At 60.0% G+C, this 15228-nt stretch carries 16 protein-coding genes; 10 read left to right on the top strand and 6 right to left on the bottom strand.

Features of this window, described 5'->3' with window-relative positions; all coding sequences use genetic code 11:
• Positions 1-5: 5 nt before the first annotated feature.
• A complete protein-coding gene (locus M2267_RS27670; protein ID WP_043624242.1) occupies positions 6-710 on the bottom strand; it encodes a Tim44/TimA family putative adaptor protein in 705 nt (234 codons plus the stop codon).
• A gap of 130 nt (positions 711-840) precedes the next feature.
• Here M2267_RS27670 and M2267_RS27665 point away from each other — a divergent pair, with 130 nt between their 5' ends.
• Both M2267_RS27665 and secB read left to right on the top strand, forming a co-directional pair.
• Positions 841-1338 carry an FxsA family protein gene (locus tag M2267_RS27665; protein ID WP_429119051.1) on the top strand — a complete coding sequence of 166 codons (498 nt, stop codon included), beginning with the start codon at positions 841-843 and terminating at the stop codon, positions 1336-1338.
• A 180-nt stretch (positions 1339-1518) separates the two neighbouring features.
• Positions 1519-2016 carry a protein-export chaperone SecB gene (secB, locus tag M2267_RS27660; protein ID WP_043624236.1) on the top strand — a complete coding sequence of 166 codons (498 nt, stop codon included), beginning with the start codon at positions 1519-1521 and terminating at the stop codon, positions 2014-2016.
• A gap of 62 nt (positions 2017-2078) precedes the next feature.
• On the opposite strand, the gene dnaQ is transcribed toward secB, so the two are convergent.
• Genes dnaQ through M2267_RS27635 form a run of 5 tightly spaced genes read right to left on the bottom strand, consistent with a single transcriptional unit; the run spans position 2079 to position 5680 of the window.
• Positions 2079-2783: a DNA polymerase III subunit epsilon gene (gene dnaQ / locus M2267_RS27655; protein ID WP_043624234.1), complete on the bottom strand. Its 705-nt coding sequence runs from the start codon at positions 2781-2783 to the stop codon at positions 2079-2081.
• Positions 2776-3378, bottom strand: a complete 603-nt coding sequence (coaE, locus tag M2267_RS27650; RefSeq protein ID WP_429119049.1) for a dephospho-CoA kinase — start codon at positions 3376-3378, stop codon at positions 2776-2778. The genes dnaQ and coaE overlap by 8 nt, the downstream gene beginning before the upstream one ends.
• Positions 3378-4235: a shikimate dehydrogenase gene (locus M2267_RS27645; RefSeq protein ID WP_429119047.1), complete on the bottom strand. Its 858-nt coding sequence runs from the start codon at positions 4233-4235 to the stop codon at positions 3378-3380. Before M2267_RS27645 ends, coaE begins: the two co-directional genes overlap by 1 nt.
• Positions 4228-4827, bottom strand: coding sequence for a Maf-like protein (locus M2267_RS27640; protein WP_429119046.1), 600 nt, complete (start codon positions 4825-4827; stop codon positions 4228-4230). The genes M2267_RS27645 and M2267_RS27640 overlap by 8 nt, the downstream gene beginning before the upstream one ends.
• 31 nt (positions 4828-4858) lie before the next feature.
• A complete protein-coding gene (locus tag M2267_RS27635) occupies positions 4859-5680 on the bottom strand; it encodes a pyruvate, water dikinase regulatory protein (protein ID WP_043624228.1) in 822 nt (273 codons plus the stop codon).
• A gap of 408 nt (positions 5681-6088) precedes the next feature.
• Here M2267_RS27635 and hemE point away from each other — a divergent pair, with 408 nt between their 5' ends.
• The 8 genes from hemE (at position 6089) to M2267_RS27595 (ending at position 15166) form a co-directional block, all read left to right on the top strand.
• Entirely contained in the window at positions 6089-7120 is a 1032-nt protein-coding gene (hemE, locus tag M2267_RS27630; RefSeq protein WP_429119044.1) for a uroporphyrinogen decarboxylase, read from the top strand.
• Positions 7117-7659 (top strand): protoporphyrinogen oxidase HemJ, encoded by a 543-nt coding sequence (gene hemJ, locus M2267_RS27625; RefSeq protein WP_429119043.1) that lies wholly within the window; start codon positions 7117-7119, stop codon positions 7657-7659. The genes hemE and hemJ overlap by 4 nt, the downstream gene beginning before the upstream one ends.
• Before the next feature lie 194 nt (positions 7660-7853).
• Entirely contained in the window at positions 7854-9119 is a 1266-nt protein-coding gene (gene rho / locus M2267_RS27620; protein ID WP_089044254.1) for a transcription termination factor Rho, read from the top strand.
• Positions 9120-9489: 370 nt separating this feature from the next.
• Positions 9490-10818, top strand: a complete 1329-nt coding sequence (mnmE, locus tag M2267_RS27615; RefSeq protein ID WP_429119041.1) for a tRNA uridine-5-carboxymethylaminomethyl(34) synthesis GTPase MnmE — start codon at positions 9490-9492, stop codon at positions 10816-10818.
• Positions 10819-10912: 94 nt separating this feature from the next.
• Positions 10913-12793: a tRNA uridine-5-carboxymethylaminomethyl(34) synthesis enzyme MnmG gene (mnmG, locus tag M2267_RS27610; RefSeq protein ID WP_429119040.1), complete on the top strand. Its 1881-nt coding sequence runs from the start codon at positions 10913-10915 to the stop codon at positions 12791-12793.
• The gene (rsmG, locus tag M2267_RS27605; protein WP_429119039.1) at positions 12790-13428 is read left to right on the top strand and encodes a 16S rRNA (guanine(527)-N(7))-methyltransferase RsmG; all 639 of its coding nucleotides are present in this window, start codon (positions 12790-12792) and stop codon (positions 13426-13428) included. Before mnmG ends, rsmG begins: the two co-directional genes overlap by 4 nt.
• 17 nt (positions 13429-13445) lie before the next feature.
• On the top strand, positions 13446-14240 hold the full coding sequence (locus tag M2267_RS27600) for a ParA family protein (protein WP_192451478.1): 795 nt from the start codon (positions 13446-13448) through the stop codon (positions 14238-14240).
• A 35-nt stretch (positions 14241-14275) separates the two neighbouring features.
• Positions 14276-15166 (top strand): ParB/RepB/Spo0J family partition protein, encoded by an 891-nt coding sequence (locus M2267_RS27595; protein ID WP_043624216.1) that lies wholly within the window; start codon positions 14276-14278, stop codon positions 15164-15166.
• Positions 15167-15228 lie beyond the last annotated feature (62 nt).

Genomic DNA, 15228 nt, shown 5'->3' with positions numbered 1-15228 from the left:
TCCGCTCAGTTTTCGGATTCGGTGGCGATCAGCTTCCAGTTCGGATCCCGCGAGCGAATGTCGCGCGCGAAGGTCCAGAGATCGTTGACCTCCGCAACCGACTCGGCGTCGCCGTCGATCAGACCGCCCTGCTTGTCGTAGGTCGCCGAGATCAGCTGGCTGACGATGCGAACGGTGATGTTCTCCTCGCTGTCCTTCACTTCGGCGTGAATGATGTCCGCCTTGTCGATGCCGACGAAGGTGGACTTGACGACTTCGCCCTTGCGCTCGCGATCGGTGATCGCCGCGTCGAAGCCTTCATAGACCTCGCGGGACAGCAGATTCTTCAGCGTCTTGCGGTCGCCGTCCGCGAAAGCCATGACGATCATCTCGTAGGCCATCTTGGCGCCGTTGACGAATTCCTTGGGATCGAAACCCTGATCCGCATCGCTCAACGCCCGCAGCTGGGTGTTCAGCGTCGTTCCGGTCTTGGCGAAGGCGTCGATCGCTTCATAGCGGTTCGCTTCTTCGTCCGCATTCTCGCGGCGCGGCAATTGCACGACCTTGCCCTTGTCGCCGTTATCCGGCCCTTGGCTCATGTCGCGTGGCGAATACGGATCGAACGGCGGCCGCTCGTTCCCGGTCCGGCGGCCCAAGACGCTGCGCAGTTGCAGGAAAATGACCACCGCGGCGATCAGGAAAAAAAACGTGATGAAGTCAAAAGAGCCCATTTCCACCCGGAACCGCTGTTAGAATTTCTCGTGGCTATTCCATATAGTCCGCAAGAATAGATCATTCAAATGGCGATGTCGCACCCTTAGACGGGGATGTGACACTAGGTTTCATTTTCGGGCAGCATCGATGCGTTCATTTCTTATCCCCCTTGCCATCTTCGGGCTTCCGCTGGCCGAGATCGCCGGTTTCGTTGTCGTTGGCCGAGAGATCGGCCTCCTGATGACGTTGCTTCTGGTTCTTGCCAGTGCATTTGTCGGCGTTATCCTGCTGAGAGTCCAGGGATTTACCGTCATTCGTCGGATGCAGGAAGTCGCGCGCAACGGCAGCGACCCGGGCCGGGAGGTGCTTGGCGGCGCATTGTTGTTCGTCGCGGCGATCCTGCTGGTGGTGCCGGGCTTCGTCAGCGACGTGATCGGCCTCCTGCTGTTTTTGCCTTTCGTGCGCAATGCGGTTGCCGGTTTCCTGCGCAAGCGAATGACGATCGTGACCGCTGCCTCCGGTGCCGGCTGGACACGTCCGCGCGAACCGGGCCCCTCGCCGCGCGTCATCGATCTCGAAGACGGCGAATTCTCGCGGACGGACGACGAGGACCCGCCGCAGGTCGGCGATCGCCGCCGGCCCTAGCCAAAGCCATGCTGGCAGAATGCAGGAACGGCACGCTATCGCCCATATTCCGGAGCATTCTTTCAACTCTCCGCTTGGAGCGGGAGGCCGCGCGTCCGCTGGAAAGCGCCGGGCCCGCAGGGTTGTAAGCCCTAGGCCGAAATGCTAGATGGCCTCACCTATTTTTGTCGAGGAACCCTTATGACGACTGATACCGCATCCAACGGCAACGGCAGCGCGCAGCAGAGCCCGACGCTGAACATCCTCGCCCAGTATATCAAGGACCTTTCCTTCGAAAACCCGGGCGCGCCGCGTTCGCTGCAGGCCCGTGACAAGGCGCCGGCGATCAATATCAACGTCAACGTCAATGCAAACCCGCTCGCAGAGAACGATTTCGACGTCGTGCTCTCGCTGAACGCAGAAGCCAAGGACGGCGACCGCGTTCTGTTCAACGTTGAACTCGCCTATGGCGGCGTCTTCCGCGTTGCCGGCTTCCCGCAGGAGCACATGTTGCCGCTGCTCTTTATCGAGTGCCCGCGCCTGCTGTTCCCGTTCGCACGTCAGATCGTTGCCGACGCAACCCGCAACGGCGGCTTCCCGCCGCTGATGATCGACCCGATCGACTTCGCCCAGATGTTCGCCCAGCGCATGGCCGAAGAAAAGGTCCGCGCCCAGGTTTCGAACGAAACCGCAAACTGATCGAATTTCAGATTGCTGAAACGAAAAGCCCGGCCAATGTGCCGGGCTTTTTCGTATCTGCCTCATTCCTGAGGTTCGTATTTTGTCCAGATCGCCTTGGAACCGATCTTTGCAATCAACGCCGCATGAGCGGCCAGGTCAGCCTCCGAGAGCCGGTTCGGCAAGGGGCGCGGCCGCTGGCCGATAAGGATCGGCGCTTCATCGTGTTCGATCGCCTGGCCGGTCGATTTGCTGGACACGAGCCCGAGTGCGGCCTGACGGCCACCGAGCATCTCGATGTAGACTTCAGCCAGCAGTTCGGAGTCGAGAAGAGCGCCATGCTTGGCGCGATGCGAATTGTCGATGCCATACCGGCGGCACAGTGCGTCGAGCGAGTTCGGTCCCATCGGATTTTTGCGGCGGGCGAGCGCCAGCGTATCCGTTACCCGATCGTTCGCGATCGGAGGCATTCCCAGCCGTGCGAACTCGGCGTTGATGAAACCCATGTCGAAGGTGGCGTTGTGCGCGACCCAGCGGGCATCGCCGAAGAACGCGAGGATCTCCTCGACCACATCGGCAAAGGGCGGCTTGTCCTTCAGGAACTCGTCGGTGATGCCATGGATGGCGAGCGCATCCGGGTGAACCTTGCGGCTGCCGGGATTGACGAAGATGTGCAGCGTGCGGCCGGTCGGAAACTGGTTCTCGAGCTCGACACCGCCGATTTCGATCACCCGGTCCTCGCGATTGTCGAGGCCTGTCGTTTCCGTATCGAAGATGATCTCACGCATCCGCGTCTCCGTTGCTGGCTGCGAGTTGGTCGACGACGGCCTTCACCTGGGCCCGGGTGACGTCGAAACTGTCGCTGGTATCGATGATGTAGTCGGCGCGTTTACGCTTTTCGCTGTCCGGCACCTGCCGCGCAAGGATCATCGCAAGTTTTTCCTCGGTCATCCCTGGGCGCTTCAGCGCCCTTTGGCGTTGCAGTTCGGCCGAACAGGTCACGACGACGACGCGATCGACCCGCTTTTCCGCGCCCGTTTCAAACAGAAGAGGAATGTCGAGGACCACAAAGGGCGCATTGGCGGCGCGGTTTTCCGCAAGGAACTCCTGCTCCCTGCCGCGCACCAGCGGATGGACGATCGCCTCGAGTTCGCGCAGCCGTTCCGGCGCCTGCATGAGTTGGCGCGAAAGTTCGGCGCGATCGACCTTTCCATCTCTCGTGCTTCCGGGAAAGGCCGCTTCCACCGGTGCGACCGCCTCGCCGCTATAGAGCTGATGCACGACCTCGTCGGCATCGTTCACCGGCACCCCGAAATCGCGAAACATCTGGGCGGTCGTCGACTTGCCCATGGCGATCGATCCGGTGAGCCCGAGGATAATCATCAGTGCCTGTCCATGTCGTCGATAATCAATTGTCGAAGAGCGGCGTCCACCGTCGGCCGACAGCCGAACCAGAGTTCGAAGCCGGGCACCGCCTGATGCAGAAGCATGCCCAGACCGTCTACGGTCGCAAAGCCTTGCGCTTCTGCCTGCGCCAGGATCGGCGTCTTCAAGGGAACATAGACGATATCCGTGACAACGGCGCTCGAAGCCATGACACCGAAGTCGATTGCCGGTGCTTCGCTGCCGTCCATGCCGAGTGAGGTGGTGTTGATGAACAGACCTGCGCCGGTCATTGCGTCCGTGAGTGCGCCCATCGGGTGGGCTTCGACCGCCGGGCCGAACCGGTCGGCAAGTTCCTGCGCCCGTTCGACGGTGCGGTTGACGACATGGATCGTTTTTATGCCACGGTCGCGAACAGCCTGGATGATCGCCCGGCTGGCGCCGCCGGCGCCGAGGATGACCGCCGTCGACGTTTTGTCCCAACCGGCCGCCCGCTCGTCGAGGTTGGCAACGAAGCCGCGGCCGTCGGTGTTGGTGGCATGCACCTTTCCGTCCTGAACCCACAGCGTGTTGGCAGCGCCGAGTTCCTGGCTCAGCTCATCCGGCTGATCCGCCAGCCGACAGGCCACTTCCTTATGGGGAATGGTGACATTGCCGCCGCTGAAACCGGATGTCCCATCCTTGAGGCTGGCCACGAAGGCGGCGAAATCTTCCGGCTTGACCTCATGGGCGCGGTAGCTGCCGGGCAGCCCGAGCTGTTTCAGCCAATAACCATGGATCAACGGCGACCGGGAATGCTTGATCGGGTAGCCGGTGACGAAGGCGTGGTTAACAAATGTTTCACGTGAATCACGCATCGATCGTTCCCAGTTCGCGAAGTTTGGAAAGCAGCGGCAGCATCGGAAGACCGAGGATGGTGAAGTAGTCGCCCTCGATCCTTTCGAAGAGCTGGATGCCCTCACCTTCCAGCTGGTAGGCGCCGACGCTCGAAAGCGCCTTCTCGCCGACACGCTCCAGATGACGCTCGACGAACTCCGCTGTCAGCGGTCGTACGGTCATGTGGGCGGACGACACGTGCCGCCAGACTACCTCGTCACCACGAAGAAGCACGATCGCGCTGTTCAGGCGGTGCGTCTGGCCGGAAAGCGAAAGCAGGTGTGCGGCGGCTTCAGCCATGGTCTTCGGCTTGTGGTAGACCCGCGAGCCCAAGGACATCGTCTGATCGGAACCGATCACCAGCGCCCCGGAAAAATGCCGCGCGACATCCCGCGCCTTTGCTTCCGCCAGTTCAAGAGCGACGGTCTCGGGTGCCGTACCTTTATCTTCAAGCGGCTTTTCCAGCGCGCGCTCATCGATCTCGGCTGCCCTCGCTTTAAAGACCAGGCCGGCATTCTCGAGGAGCGCCCGGCGAAACGGGCTGGCCGAGGCCAGGACGAGCGAAGATGTCATCATACAGGTTCCCGAATTGTTCGAATCCGCTCTAACGCAGACGTGGACGCAGGGCAACGATCGCCGCCGCGGTTTCCTCGATCGAACGGCGGGTGACGTCGATGACCGGCCAATTGTTGCGCGCGCAGAGCGACCGGGCATATTTCAGTTCCTCGGTAATCGAGGCCTTGTCTGTGTACTGATCGCCGTGAAAGCCTTGCGTCGTTCCGAGCACCCGATGCTGGCGCACCTGCGAAATACGGTCGGCCGTCGCGATCAGCCCGACGACGAGAGGCTTCGTCGCTTCCATCAATCTTTCAGGCAAAGGCACGCCCGGGACGATCGGGATATTCGCCGTCTTGATGCCGCGATTGGCGAGATAGATGCTGGTCGGCGTCTTCGACGTCCGGCTGATGCCGACGAGAACGACATCCGCATCATCGAAATCGGCCGGCAGCTGACCGTCGTCATGGTCCATGGTGAAGTTGAGTGCGTCGATGCGGGCGAAATATTCCGCGTCCATCACATGTTGCGCCCCCGACCGGCGGCGAGATGGCGATCCCAGATAGGACTGGAAAAGGTCGATGATCGGATCAAGCACCGAGACGCAAGGAACACCCATCTCGCGGCAACGGCGATCGATGATGTCGGCGAGTTCGCGATCGACGATCGTATAGAGAACAATGCCCGGTGCGCCATCGATGGCGTCGAGAACCTGCAGCAGCTGCTTGCGGTTTCGGATCAGCGGATAGACGTGCTCAAGCGCATGCGAGCTTTGAAATTGGGCGGCGGCGGCGCGCCCGGCGGCAATGAGAGTCTCGCCCGTTGAGTCCGAAATCAGGTGAAGGTGGAAGTAGTTTTTCTTGTTCTCCACGCAATTCTCCTGGTGCTGTTGATAAGCCGGGATGAAACATCAGCTAACGACGGGGCCTGGATCCAGGCAAGTGGAAAACAGCCGAGTTATTCACAATTGGCACTGTCGCGGACATTGTTTCGGGGCGGATGTGGACAAGACTCGCGGTGCGGACAAAGTGTCACGCGTATCAACCGCTTTTCCACAGGCGCGGAAAAAATCGAGCGCGGCTTAAAGACATGATTCAAAAAGCGTTTCCGAGATTGACCACGCTGTTTTTCCAGAGACCGCTCTCATTGTCCCGTCAGTTGGCGCCGCGATCGCCGGTCGTGGACAAGTCAGTGGGTTGTTTTAATCCTTGATACCCACCGACTCTAAGAAATAGAAACCTTCTAAATATCTTTGATTTTAAATTGGGAGAGACGATCCGTGACCGAAACGCGCAGAAAGGTTCTGGAAGTTTTGGCAGGGAAGACGGTGTCACCTCCTCCGATCTGGCTCATGCGCCAGGCGGGACGATACCTGCCGGAGTACAGGGCGACACGTGCTGTCGCTGGAAGCTTCCTCGATCTTTGCTACACGCCCGATCTCGCCGTCGAGGTCACCTTGCAGCCGATCCGGCGCTACGCTTTCGATGCTGCCATTCTCTTCTCCGACATCCTGGTCATTCCCGATGCACTGAAACGCAACGTGCGCTTCGAAGAAGGCCATGGGCCGCGAATGGATCCGATCGATGTCGATGGTATCCGCGTGCTGAAGCCTGAGGGTATCGCTGAACACCTCCAGCCGGTCTTTGAGACGGTTTCGCGGTTGCGCGCAGAACTTCCCTCGGAAACGACGCTGCTCGGCTTCTGTGGCGCTCCCTGGACGGTTGCGACCTATATGATCGCCGGACACGGTACGCCGGACCAGGCTCCTGCCCGTCTCTTCGCCTATCGCAATTCCGAAGCCTTCGATCATTTGCTCGCCTTTCTGGCGGATGTGTCGGCGGATTATCTCGTGCGGCAGATCGATGCCGGCGCCGATGCGGTGCAGATCTTCGATTCCTGGGCAGGTGTTCTCGGCGAGGAGGAATTCGCCCGCTACGCCATCAAGCCGGTGCAGCGGATCATCGCCTCCGTTCGGGCGCAGCGGCCGCAGGCAAAGATCATTGCTTTTGCAAAGGGCGCAGGGCAGCTTTTGAACGGCTACCGGCAGGCGACCGGGGCAGACGCGATCGGCCTCGACTGGACGGTTCCGGTTTCCTTCGCAAAGGATCTGCAGAAGGAAGGGCCGGTACAGGGCAATCTCGATCCGATGCGGGTGGTCGCCGGCGGCGTGGCGCTTGAGGAAGGCATCGACCGCATTCTCGACGCACTCGGTCACGGCCCGCTGATCTTCAATCTCGGCCATGGCATAACGCCGCAGGCAGATCCCGATCACGTCTCGGCGTTGGTTGCCCGGGTTCGCGGAGCAAGATGATGGCGGAGAAGCAGACCGATCGGGCGCCCGGCAACAGGGCGCGGCTCAGGGCAGCGATTGCGCTCGGCGCGTTCGCCGCGCTTCTTGTCGGTCTGTTCGTCTGGCGCCCGGATGATCTCTATCTCTGGATCAAGGCGTTGCACGTTATCGCCGTGATGTCCTGGATGGCGGCGTTGCTCTACATGCCCAGGCTGTTTATCTACCACACGGATGCTGAGCCTGGCTCCGCCCAGTCGGAAACCTTCAAGATGATGGAGTTGCGGCTCCTGAAGGTCATCATGAACCCGGCGATGATGATTTCCTGGGGGCTCGGGCTTTATCTCGCCTGGAGCGTCTATGGCTTCCAGGGTGGCTGGCTGCATGCCAAGCTTCTGTTCGTGGTGCTGCTGACGGCTGTCCACATGCGTTTCAGCCGTGCGGTGGGCGCCTTTCAGCGCGACGAAAACAGGCACGACGCGCGCTATTGGCGGTTGATGAACGAGGCCCCTACGCTCCTGATGATCCTCATCGTCATCATGGTCGTCGTGAAGCCATTTTGAATTTAATCGATTTGCGGCCTGTCATAGGCGTTTCTAATTTGCGAGAGCCCCTTGCAGGGTTTCACGTGAATCGCTATTTTCTGCCATCTCCTCTTCATGGCTTGTGACAAAGACAAGAGCCTGCCCCTTCCAGCTGCAGCTCCCTAATCAATACTCGCCATCTCTCCACTACCCATACCAAACATGGATCCTTCATGGCTGAAATGAAGCTACAAGAACTCAAGAACAAGACGCCGACCGATCTGCTCGCTTTCGCCGAGGAGCTCGAGGTGGAGAACGCCAGCACGATGCGCAAGCAGGAGCTGATGTTCGCGATCCTCAAGATGCTCGCGGCTCAGGATATCGAGATCATTGGTGAAGGCGTTGTTGAAGTGCTGCAGGACGGCTTCGGCTTTCTGCGCTCGGCGAATGCAAACTACCTCCCCGGTCCGGACGACATCTACATCTCGCCCTCCCAGATCCGCCGCTTCTCGCTGAAGACCGGCGACACGGTCGAGGGTCCGATCCGCGGACCCAAGGAAGGCGAGCGCTACTTCGCCCTCCTCAAGGTCAACACCATCAACTTCGACGATCCGGAAAAGATCCGTCACAAGGTTCACTTCGACAACCTGACGCCGCTCTACCCGAACGAGCGCTTCAAGATGGAACTCGATGTTCCGACCTCGAAGGATCTTTCGGCCCGCGTCATCGACCTGGTCGCACCGCTCGGCAAGGGCCAGCGCGGCTTGATCGTCGCGCCGCCGCGCACCGGTAAGACCGTTCTCCTGCAGAACATCGCCCACTCGATCACCGCCAACCATCCGGAATGCTACCTGATCGTTCTCCTGATCGACGAACGTCCGGAAGAAGTGACGGACATGCAGCGCTCGGTAAAGGGCGAAGTCGTCTCCTCGACCTTCGACGAGCCGGCGACGCGCCACGTTCAGGTTGCCGAAATGGTGATCGAAAAGGCCAAGCGCCTCGTGGAACACGGTCGCGACGTCGTCATCCTGCTCGACTCGATCACCCGCCTTGGCCGCGCTTACAACACCGTTGTTCCGTCATCGGGCAAGGTCTTGACCGGCGGTGTCGACGCCAACGCCCTGCAGCGCCCGAAGCGTTTCTTCGGTGCCGCCCGTAACATCGAGGAAGGCGGCTCGCTGACGATCATCGCGACCGCGCTGATCGATACCGGCAGCCGCATGGACGAAGTCATCTTCGAAGAGTTCAAGGGCACCGGCAACTCGGAAATCGTGCTTGACCGCAAGGTCGCCGACAAGCGCATCTTCCCGGCGATGGACATTCTCAAGTCCGGTACGCGTAAGGAAGACCTGCTCGTTCCGCGCCAGGATCTGCAGAAGATCTTCGTGCTCCGCCGTATTCTGGCGCCGATGGGAACGACGGACGCGATCGAGTTCCTTATCGACAAGCTCAAGCAGACGAAGAACAACGGCGATTTCTTCGACTCGATGAACACCTAAGACGTTCATCGCCAATTGTGAAAGCCGGTCGACCATGCGTCGGCCGGTTTTTTCGTTTCAAAACCTTAGCCGGATTCTCCACTGCGTTCGATTCGGTTTCGCAACGATCTCCGCTCTACGCCCGCCGTTGGATCGCCGCCCCACCTGCTGATTCACGTGAAACACGTACGGGCGTGAAACACGAGGATGCAGCGGCATCTTGAAATTTCGGCATTCTTTCGGCATAAGCACGCCGACCCTTTGAGATACCGTTTGGCTCCGTGTGAGCGCACTCCGCGAAGCAGGACGATCCGGTCGGGAACTTCGACGATCCCCATTGTTTCGACCATCGACGCACTTGCATGCGCCCGCGGTCTTTTCAGGTGAGCCCATGACAGCGACGCAAACGATCTATGCGCTTTCCAGCGGAGCTCTGCCCGCCGGCGTCGCCGTCGTGCGTGTCAGCGGAAGGCATACCAAAGCGGTGCTGCAGGCACTATGCGGTGGGGTTCCCTCGCCGCGGTCGGCGGCATTGAGATCGATTCGGTCTCGTAACGGTGATGTTATCGATAGCGGCCTTGTTCTCTACTTTCACGGACCTGCCTCCTTTACCGGAGAAGATTGCGCCGAATTTCAGATCCATGGTGGCCGCGCCGCGGTCAACGCGCTGCTTGAGGAACTCTCGAAGCTCGAGGGTTTGCGCCATGCAGAAGCCGGTGAGTTTTCACGCCGCGCTTTCCAGAACGGCAAGCTCGACCTGGTCGAGGTGGAGGGTCTCGCTGACCTGATTGTCGCCGAGACGGAAATGCAGCGTCGGCTCGCGATCGAGCATTCCGGCGGCGGACAGTCAAAAGTCTATGCCGGCTGGGCGAAGCGCTTGACCCATGCGCGGGCGATGATCGAGGCGGAGCTCGATTTTGCCGATGAAGACGACGTGCCGGGATCGGTCAGCGAGCGCATCTGGCGGGACATGTCTCTACTGTCGCAAGAGATCGCAGCGCATATTGCCGACGCACCGATCGCGGAGATCATCCGCGATGGCCTGAAGATCGTTATCGCAGGTGAGCCAAACGCCGGCAAGTCGAGCTTGCTCAACGCGCTGGCCCAACGCGACATTGCAATCGTCACTGAGATTGCCGGCACGACCCGCGACGTTCTTTCTGTCGACCTTTCCTTAGCCGGATTCTCCGTGAAACTTTATGACACGGCCGGTCTGCGGGAGACCGACGAGAAAGTAGAACAAGAAGGCATTCGTCGCGCGCGAGAAATTATCGAGAGAGCGGATCTGATCTTGCTGCTGGCCGATGCGCCTGATGGATTTGATGTCATATCCGACCTTGCACCCGAGATGACGCCGGTGCTGCGCGTCGGAACCAAACTCGATCGCGGCAGTGTTAGTTGGCGCGATGGTTCTGCCGACGTGTTGGTTTCCACGAAAACCGGCGACGGTATGGAACAACTGCTGGACGCGATCGCGGCGCATCTGCCCGATCTCAGTGGGCGCACGTCGCTGTCACTGCCGTCTCGGCGGCGACATGTCGATAGCCTGCGGCAGGCGCAACACTCGATCGACGACAGCCTGGCAAGGCAGGATCTGGGACTGGACATACGCGCAGAACTCTTGCGCCTTGCTGGCGATGCAATTGGACGGATAACCGGGCGTGTGGATGTTGAGAACCTTCTTGATGTGATATTTTCCGAATTCTGTATCGGGAAATAATCAGTAGCGCAGAGCAATACAACGTTTGCGAGTCCTTCATCGTGTTTCACGTGAAACGATTCGTACAGGGGTCAACCCCGGAGAAGAGGCAAAGATGCAATTTGACGTAATCGTCATTGGCGGTGGTCATGCCGGCTGCGAGGCCGCGGCTGCAGCCGCGCGTCTGGGCGCCAACACGGCGTTGATCACGCACAAGGCATCGACGATCGGGATTATGTCCTGCAACCCGGCCATCGGTGGCCTGGGCAAGGGACACCTGGTCCGCGAGATCGATGCGATGGACGGCTTGATGGGGCGCGTCGCGGATGCTGGCGGCATTCAGTTTCGTCTGCTCAATCGCCGCAAGGGACCGGCCGTGCGTGGACCTCGCACGCAAGCCGATCGTCGCCTCTATCGCGAAGCCATGCAGCGGGAGATCGCTGCCATCGACAATTTGACGGTTATCGAGGGCGATGCCTTCGACCTGTTGGAAGACCACGGCCGTATCCAAGGTGTCGTCATGAAGGACGGCCGAAGCTTCCAAGCCAAGTCCGTCGTTCTGACGACGGGCACGTTCTTGAAGGGCCTCATTCATATCGGCGATCAAAAGATCCCGGCCGGTCGCGTTGGTGAGGAACCGTCCGTCGGGCTCTCCGGCACCTTGTTGCGGTTTGGCTTGCGGCTTGGCCGCCTGAAGACTGGAACGCCCGCCCGCCTGGATGGACGCACCATCGACTGGGCAAGTGTTGGCCGCCAGGGCCCGGACGAGGATCCGGTGCCGTTCTCATTCATGACCGACACGATTGTGAACCGCCAGATCGATTGCGGCGTGACGCGCACCACGGAAGCGACACACAAGATCATTGCCGACAATATCGGCAAGTCGGCGATGTATTCTGGTCAGATCGAGGGTGTCGGACCGCGCTATTGCCCGTCCATCGAGGACAAGATCGTACGGTTTGGCGAGCGTGATGGTCACCAGATCTTCCTGGAGCCCGAGGGTCTCGACGACGACACGATCTATCCTAACGGTATTTCGACATCGCTGCCGGCAGACATTCAGGAAGCCTTTATCAAGACGATCCCCGGCTTGGAGAATGTTGCAATCCTCCAGCCTGGTTATGCCATCGAGTATGATCACGTCGATCCGCGCGAATTGAACGCGACCCTCGCCGTGCGCAAGATGCCGGGGCTTTTCCTGGCTGGGCAAATCAACGGCACGACGGGCTACGAGGAAGCTGGCGCCCAGGGCCTCGTCGCCGGCTTGAATGCCGCTCTGGTCGCGACGAACCGTCCCGAAGTCGTGTTCAGCCGGACGCAGTCCTATATTGGTGTCATGATCGACGACCTGACGTCGCGTGGCATCACTGAGCCCTACCGCATGTTCACCTCCCGCGCGGAGTACCGACTGTCGCTGCGGGCTGACAATGCCGATGCGCGCCTAACACCGCTTGCGATAGAGATCGGCTGCATCTCCGATGTGCGCCGCGATCGCTTTGTCGATTGGCGCGCGCGTTTCGATGAGGGGCGCGCGCTGCTGAAGAGCCTCTCGGTCACCCCGGCCGAGGGTAACCGTCATGGCTTGAAGCTCAATCAGGATGGTCAACGGCGTACCGCTTTCGAGATCCTGTCCTATCCCGATCAGTCGATTGCCAGCTTGCAGCCGATCTGGCCCGAGCTGTCGTCGATTGGTCCGCGCGTCGTTGAGGCGCTTGAGATCGATGCGGTCTACGCCGTCTACATGGATCGTCAGGCCGCGGATATTGCCGGCATTCAGCGCGAAGAAAATCTCGTCATACCCGATGGCTTCGACTTCGATATGCTTTCGGGCCTCTCCAATGAGTTGAAGCAGAAGCTCAAGCAGCAGGCGCCCCGCAATCTGGCGCAGGCGATGAAGGTCGACGGCATGACGCCGGCAGCCGCATCGCTGATCCTGGCATGGCTGAAGCGACAGAACCGTACCGTAGAACGTGAAGAAAAGGTCAGCGTACAATGAAGGCGAGTCCAATCGATGTGTTGAACGGACTGCGTGTTTCACGTGAAACGAATGAACGGCTCGAGCATTTTGCCAGACTTTTTCAGAAGTGGGCGAAGTCGATCAATCTTGTAGCGCCGTCGACGGTCGAGGATCTTTGGCGCCGGCATATCGTCGATAGTCTGCAACTCGCGCAGCTGTCGCCGGATCCGAAGACCTGGGTCGATCTCGGCAGCGGTGGCGGTTTTCCCGGCGTGATTACGGCGATCTATCTCGCTGAGTTTGCTGACGGCTGGGTGCATCTCGTCGAAAGCAACAATAAGAAGGCTGCCTTTTTGCGCGTCGCCTTGGCAGAAACGGGCGCGCGCGGCTCCGTTCACCCGGTTCGAATCGAAGATGCGGGCGCGATTATTCCCCGCGCCGACGCTGTTTCTGCGCGTGCGTTAGCGGATTTGACCCTGCTGCTTGACTATTCTGCGCCGTGGATGACGGCACAGGACCAAAAAGCAGTCGCCTATTTTCACAAAGGGCGGGATTACCAGCGCGAAATCGACAAAGCCATTAGCCGCTATCAGTTTGATCTGGTAAAACATCCAAGCGTGGTCGAGCCGGATTCTGTCGTGCTCGAGATCGCAAATCTGTCACGCAAGGCTTAGTGATCGCGAGCGGAAACATGTTTGGTGGCAAAAACCGGATCATCACAATCGCAAATCAGAAGGGTGGCGTGGGCAAAACCACGACGGCCATCAATCTGGCGACCGCATTGGCGGCTATCGGCGAGCGCGTCCTGATCGTCGATCTCGACCCTCAGGGCAACGCCAGTACCGGTCTTGGTATCCAGCGCCGCGATCGGAACCTGTCGTCCTATGAATTGATGATGGGATCGCACGGAATCGGCGAGATCGCCCAGGAAACGGCGGTCCCCAACCTTGCAATCATTCCGTCGACAATGGACCTTCTCGGCGTCGAAATGGAAATCGCGCAGGAACCGGATCGTGTCTTCCGTTTGCGCAAGGCCTTGGTCAGCCCCGCCGCAATGGAGTACTCCTACGTGCTGGTCGATTGCCCGCCATCGTTCAACCTACTGACGATGAACGCGATGGCAGCGGCCCATTCGGTGCTTGTGCCGCTTCAGTGCGAATTCTTCGCGCTTGAGGGGCTGAGCCAGCTACTGGAGACCGTGGATCAGATACGCCGGACCGTGAATCCGAGCCTGGATATCCAGGGTATCGTCCTGACCATGTTCGATTCGCGCAACAACTTGGCACAGCAGGTCGTCAGCGACGTGCGGACGCATCTGGGCGACAAGGTCTACCACACTCTGATTCCGCGCAATGTTCGCGTTTCGGAAGCGCCGTCCTACGGCAAACCGGCCATTCTGTATGATCTGAAATGCGCCGGCAGCCAGGCCTATCTGCAGCTGGCCTCCGAAGTCATTCAGCGCGAGCGCCAGCGCAAGGCGGCATAATCATTTCGGTAGCGTAATTTAACTCGGGTGACGATATGAACGACGATAGCTCGAAGAGGCGGCTCGGTCGCGGATTGGCCGCGTTGATCGGCGAGATGGATCAGCCGTTGCAAACGGGCGCGGCTGCCCCTGCCCCGGTCAATCCCGATCGGCGCGTGCCGATCGAGTTCGTATCGCGCAATCCGCGCAACCCGCGTCGTCAGTTCGACGAGGCCGAACTGCAGGATCTTGCCAATTCGATCCGCCAGCACGGGATCGTTCAACCTGTCGTCGCCCGGACGATCGGCGCCGATCGCTACGAGATCATCGCTGGTGAACGCCGTTGGCGTGCGGCACAGTTGGCCGGATTCACCGAAATCCCGGTCATCATTCGCGACGTCGACGATCGCACGGCGCTCGAAATCGCCATCGTTGAAAACGTCCAGCGCTCGGATCTCAATCCGCTGGACGAAGCGCTTGGCTATGAACAACTGATCGCCGAGCACGGCTATACGCAGAACGATCTCGGCGAGATCATCGGCAAGAGCCGAAGCCATGTCGCCAACAGCCTGCGTCTCTTGAAGTTGCCGGAGCCGGTTCGGGACATGTTGTCGGAAGGCACGCTGTCGGCCGGACATGCGCGCGCACTCATTCCAACGTCGGATCCTGCCACCCTCGCCCGGGCGATCATTGCCAAGGGTCTCTCGGTGCGTGACGCCGAGCGTATCGCGCAGAACGATATTCGCGCGCAGAACGATCCGAACTACGGCAAGACCGCCCGTCGCGACGAGAAGGATGCGGACACGCTGGCGCTCGAGCGCACGCTGTCCGATAGCCTCGGGCTTGAAGTCACGGTGAACCACAAGGCGTCCGGTGGCCATCTGCGCATCGCCTACAAGACGCTGGATCAGCTTGAAGAAATCTGCAGGCTGCTGGAGCGGCGATAAGCCACTCCTTCAGATCTCGAATTCATGCATTGATGGCGCGTCGCTCCAAGAGCGGCGCGCCT

Origin of the sequence: Ensifer sp. KUDG1, assembly GCF_050434285.1 — a bacterium.
GTDB lineage: Bacteria > Pseudomonadota > Alphaproteobacteria > Rhizobiales > Rhizobiaceae > Ensifer.
Note: the sequence above shows the minus strand (reverse complement) of the source record. Positions and strands in the feature narration are given on the sequence as shown.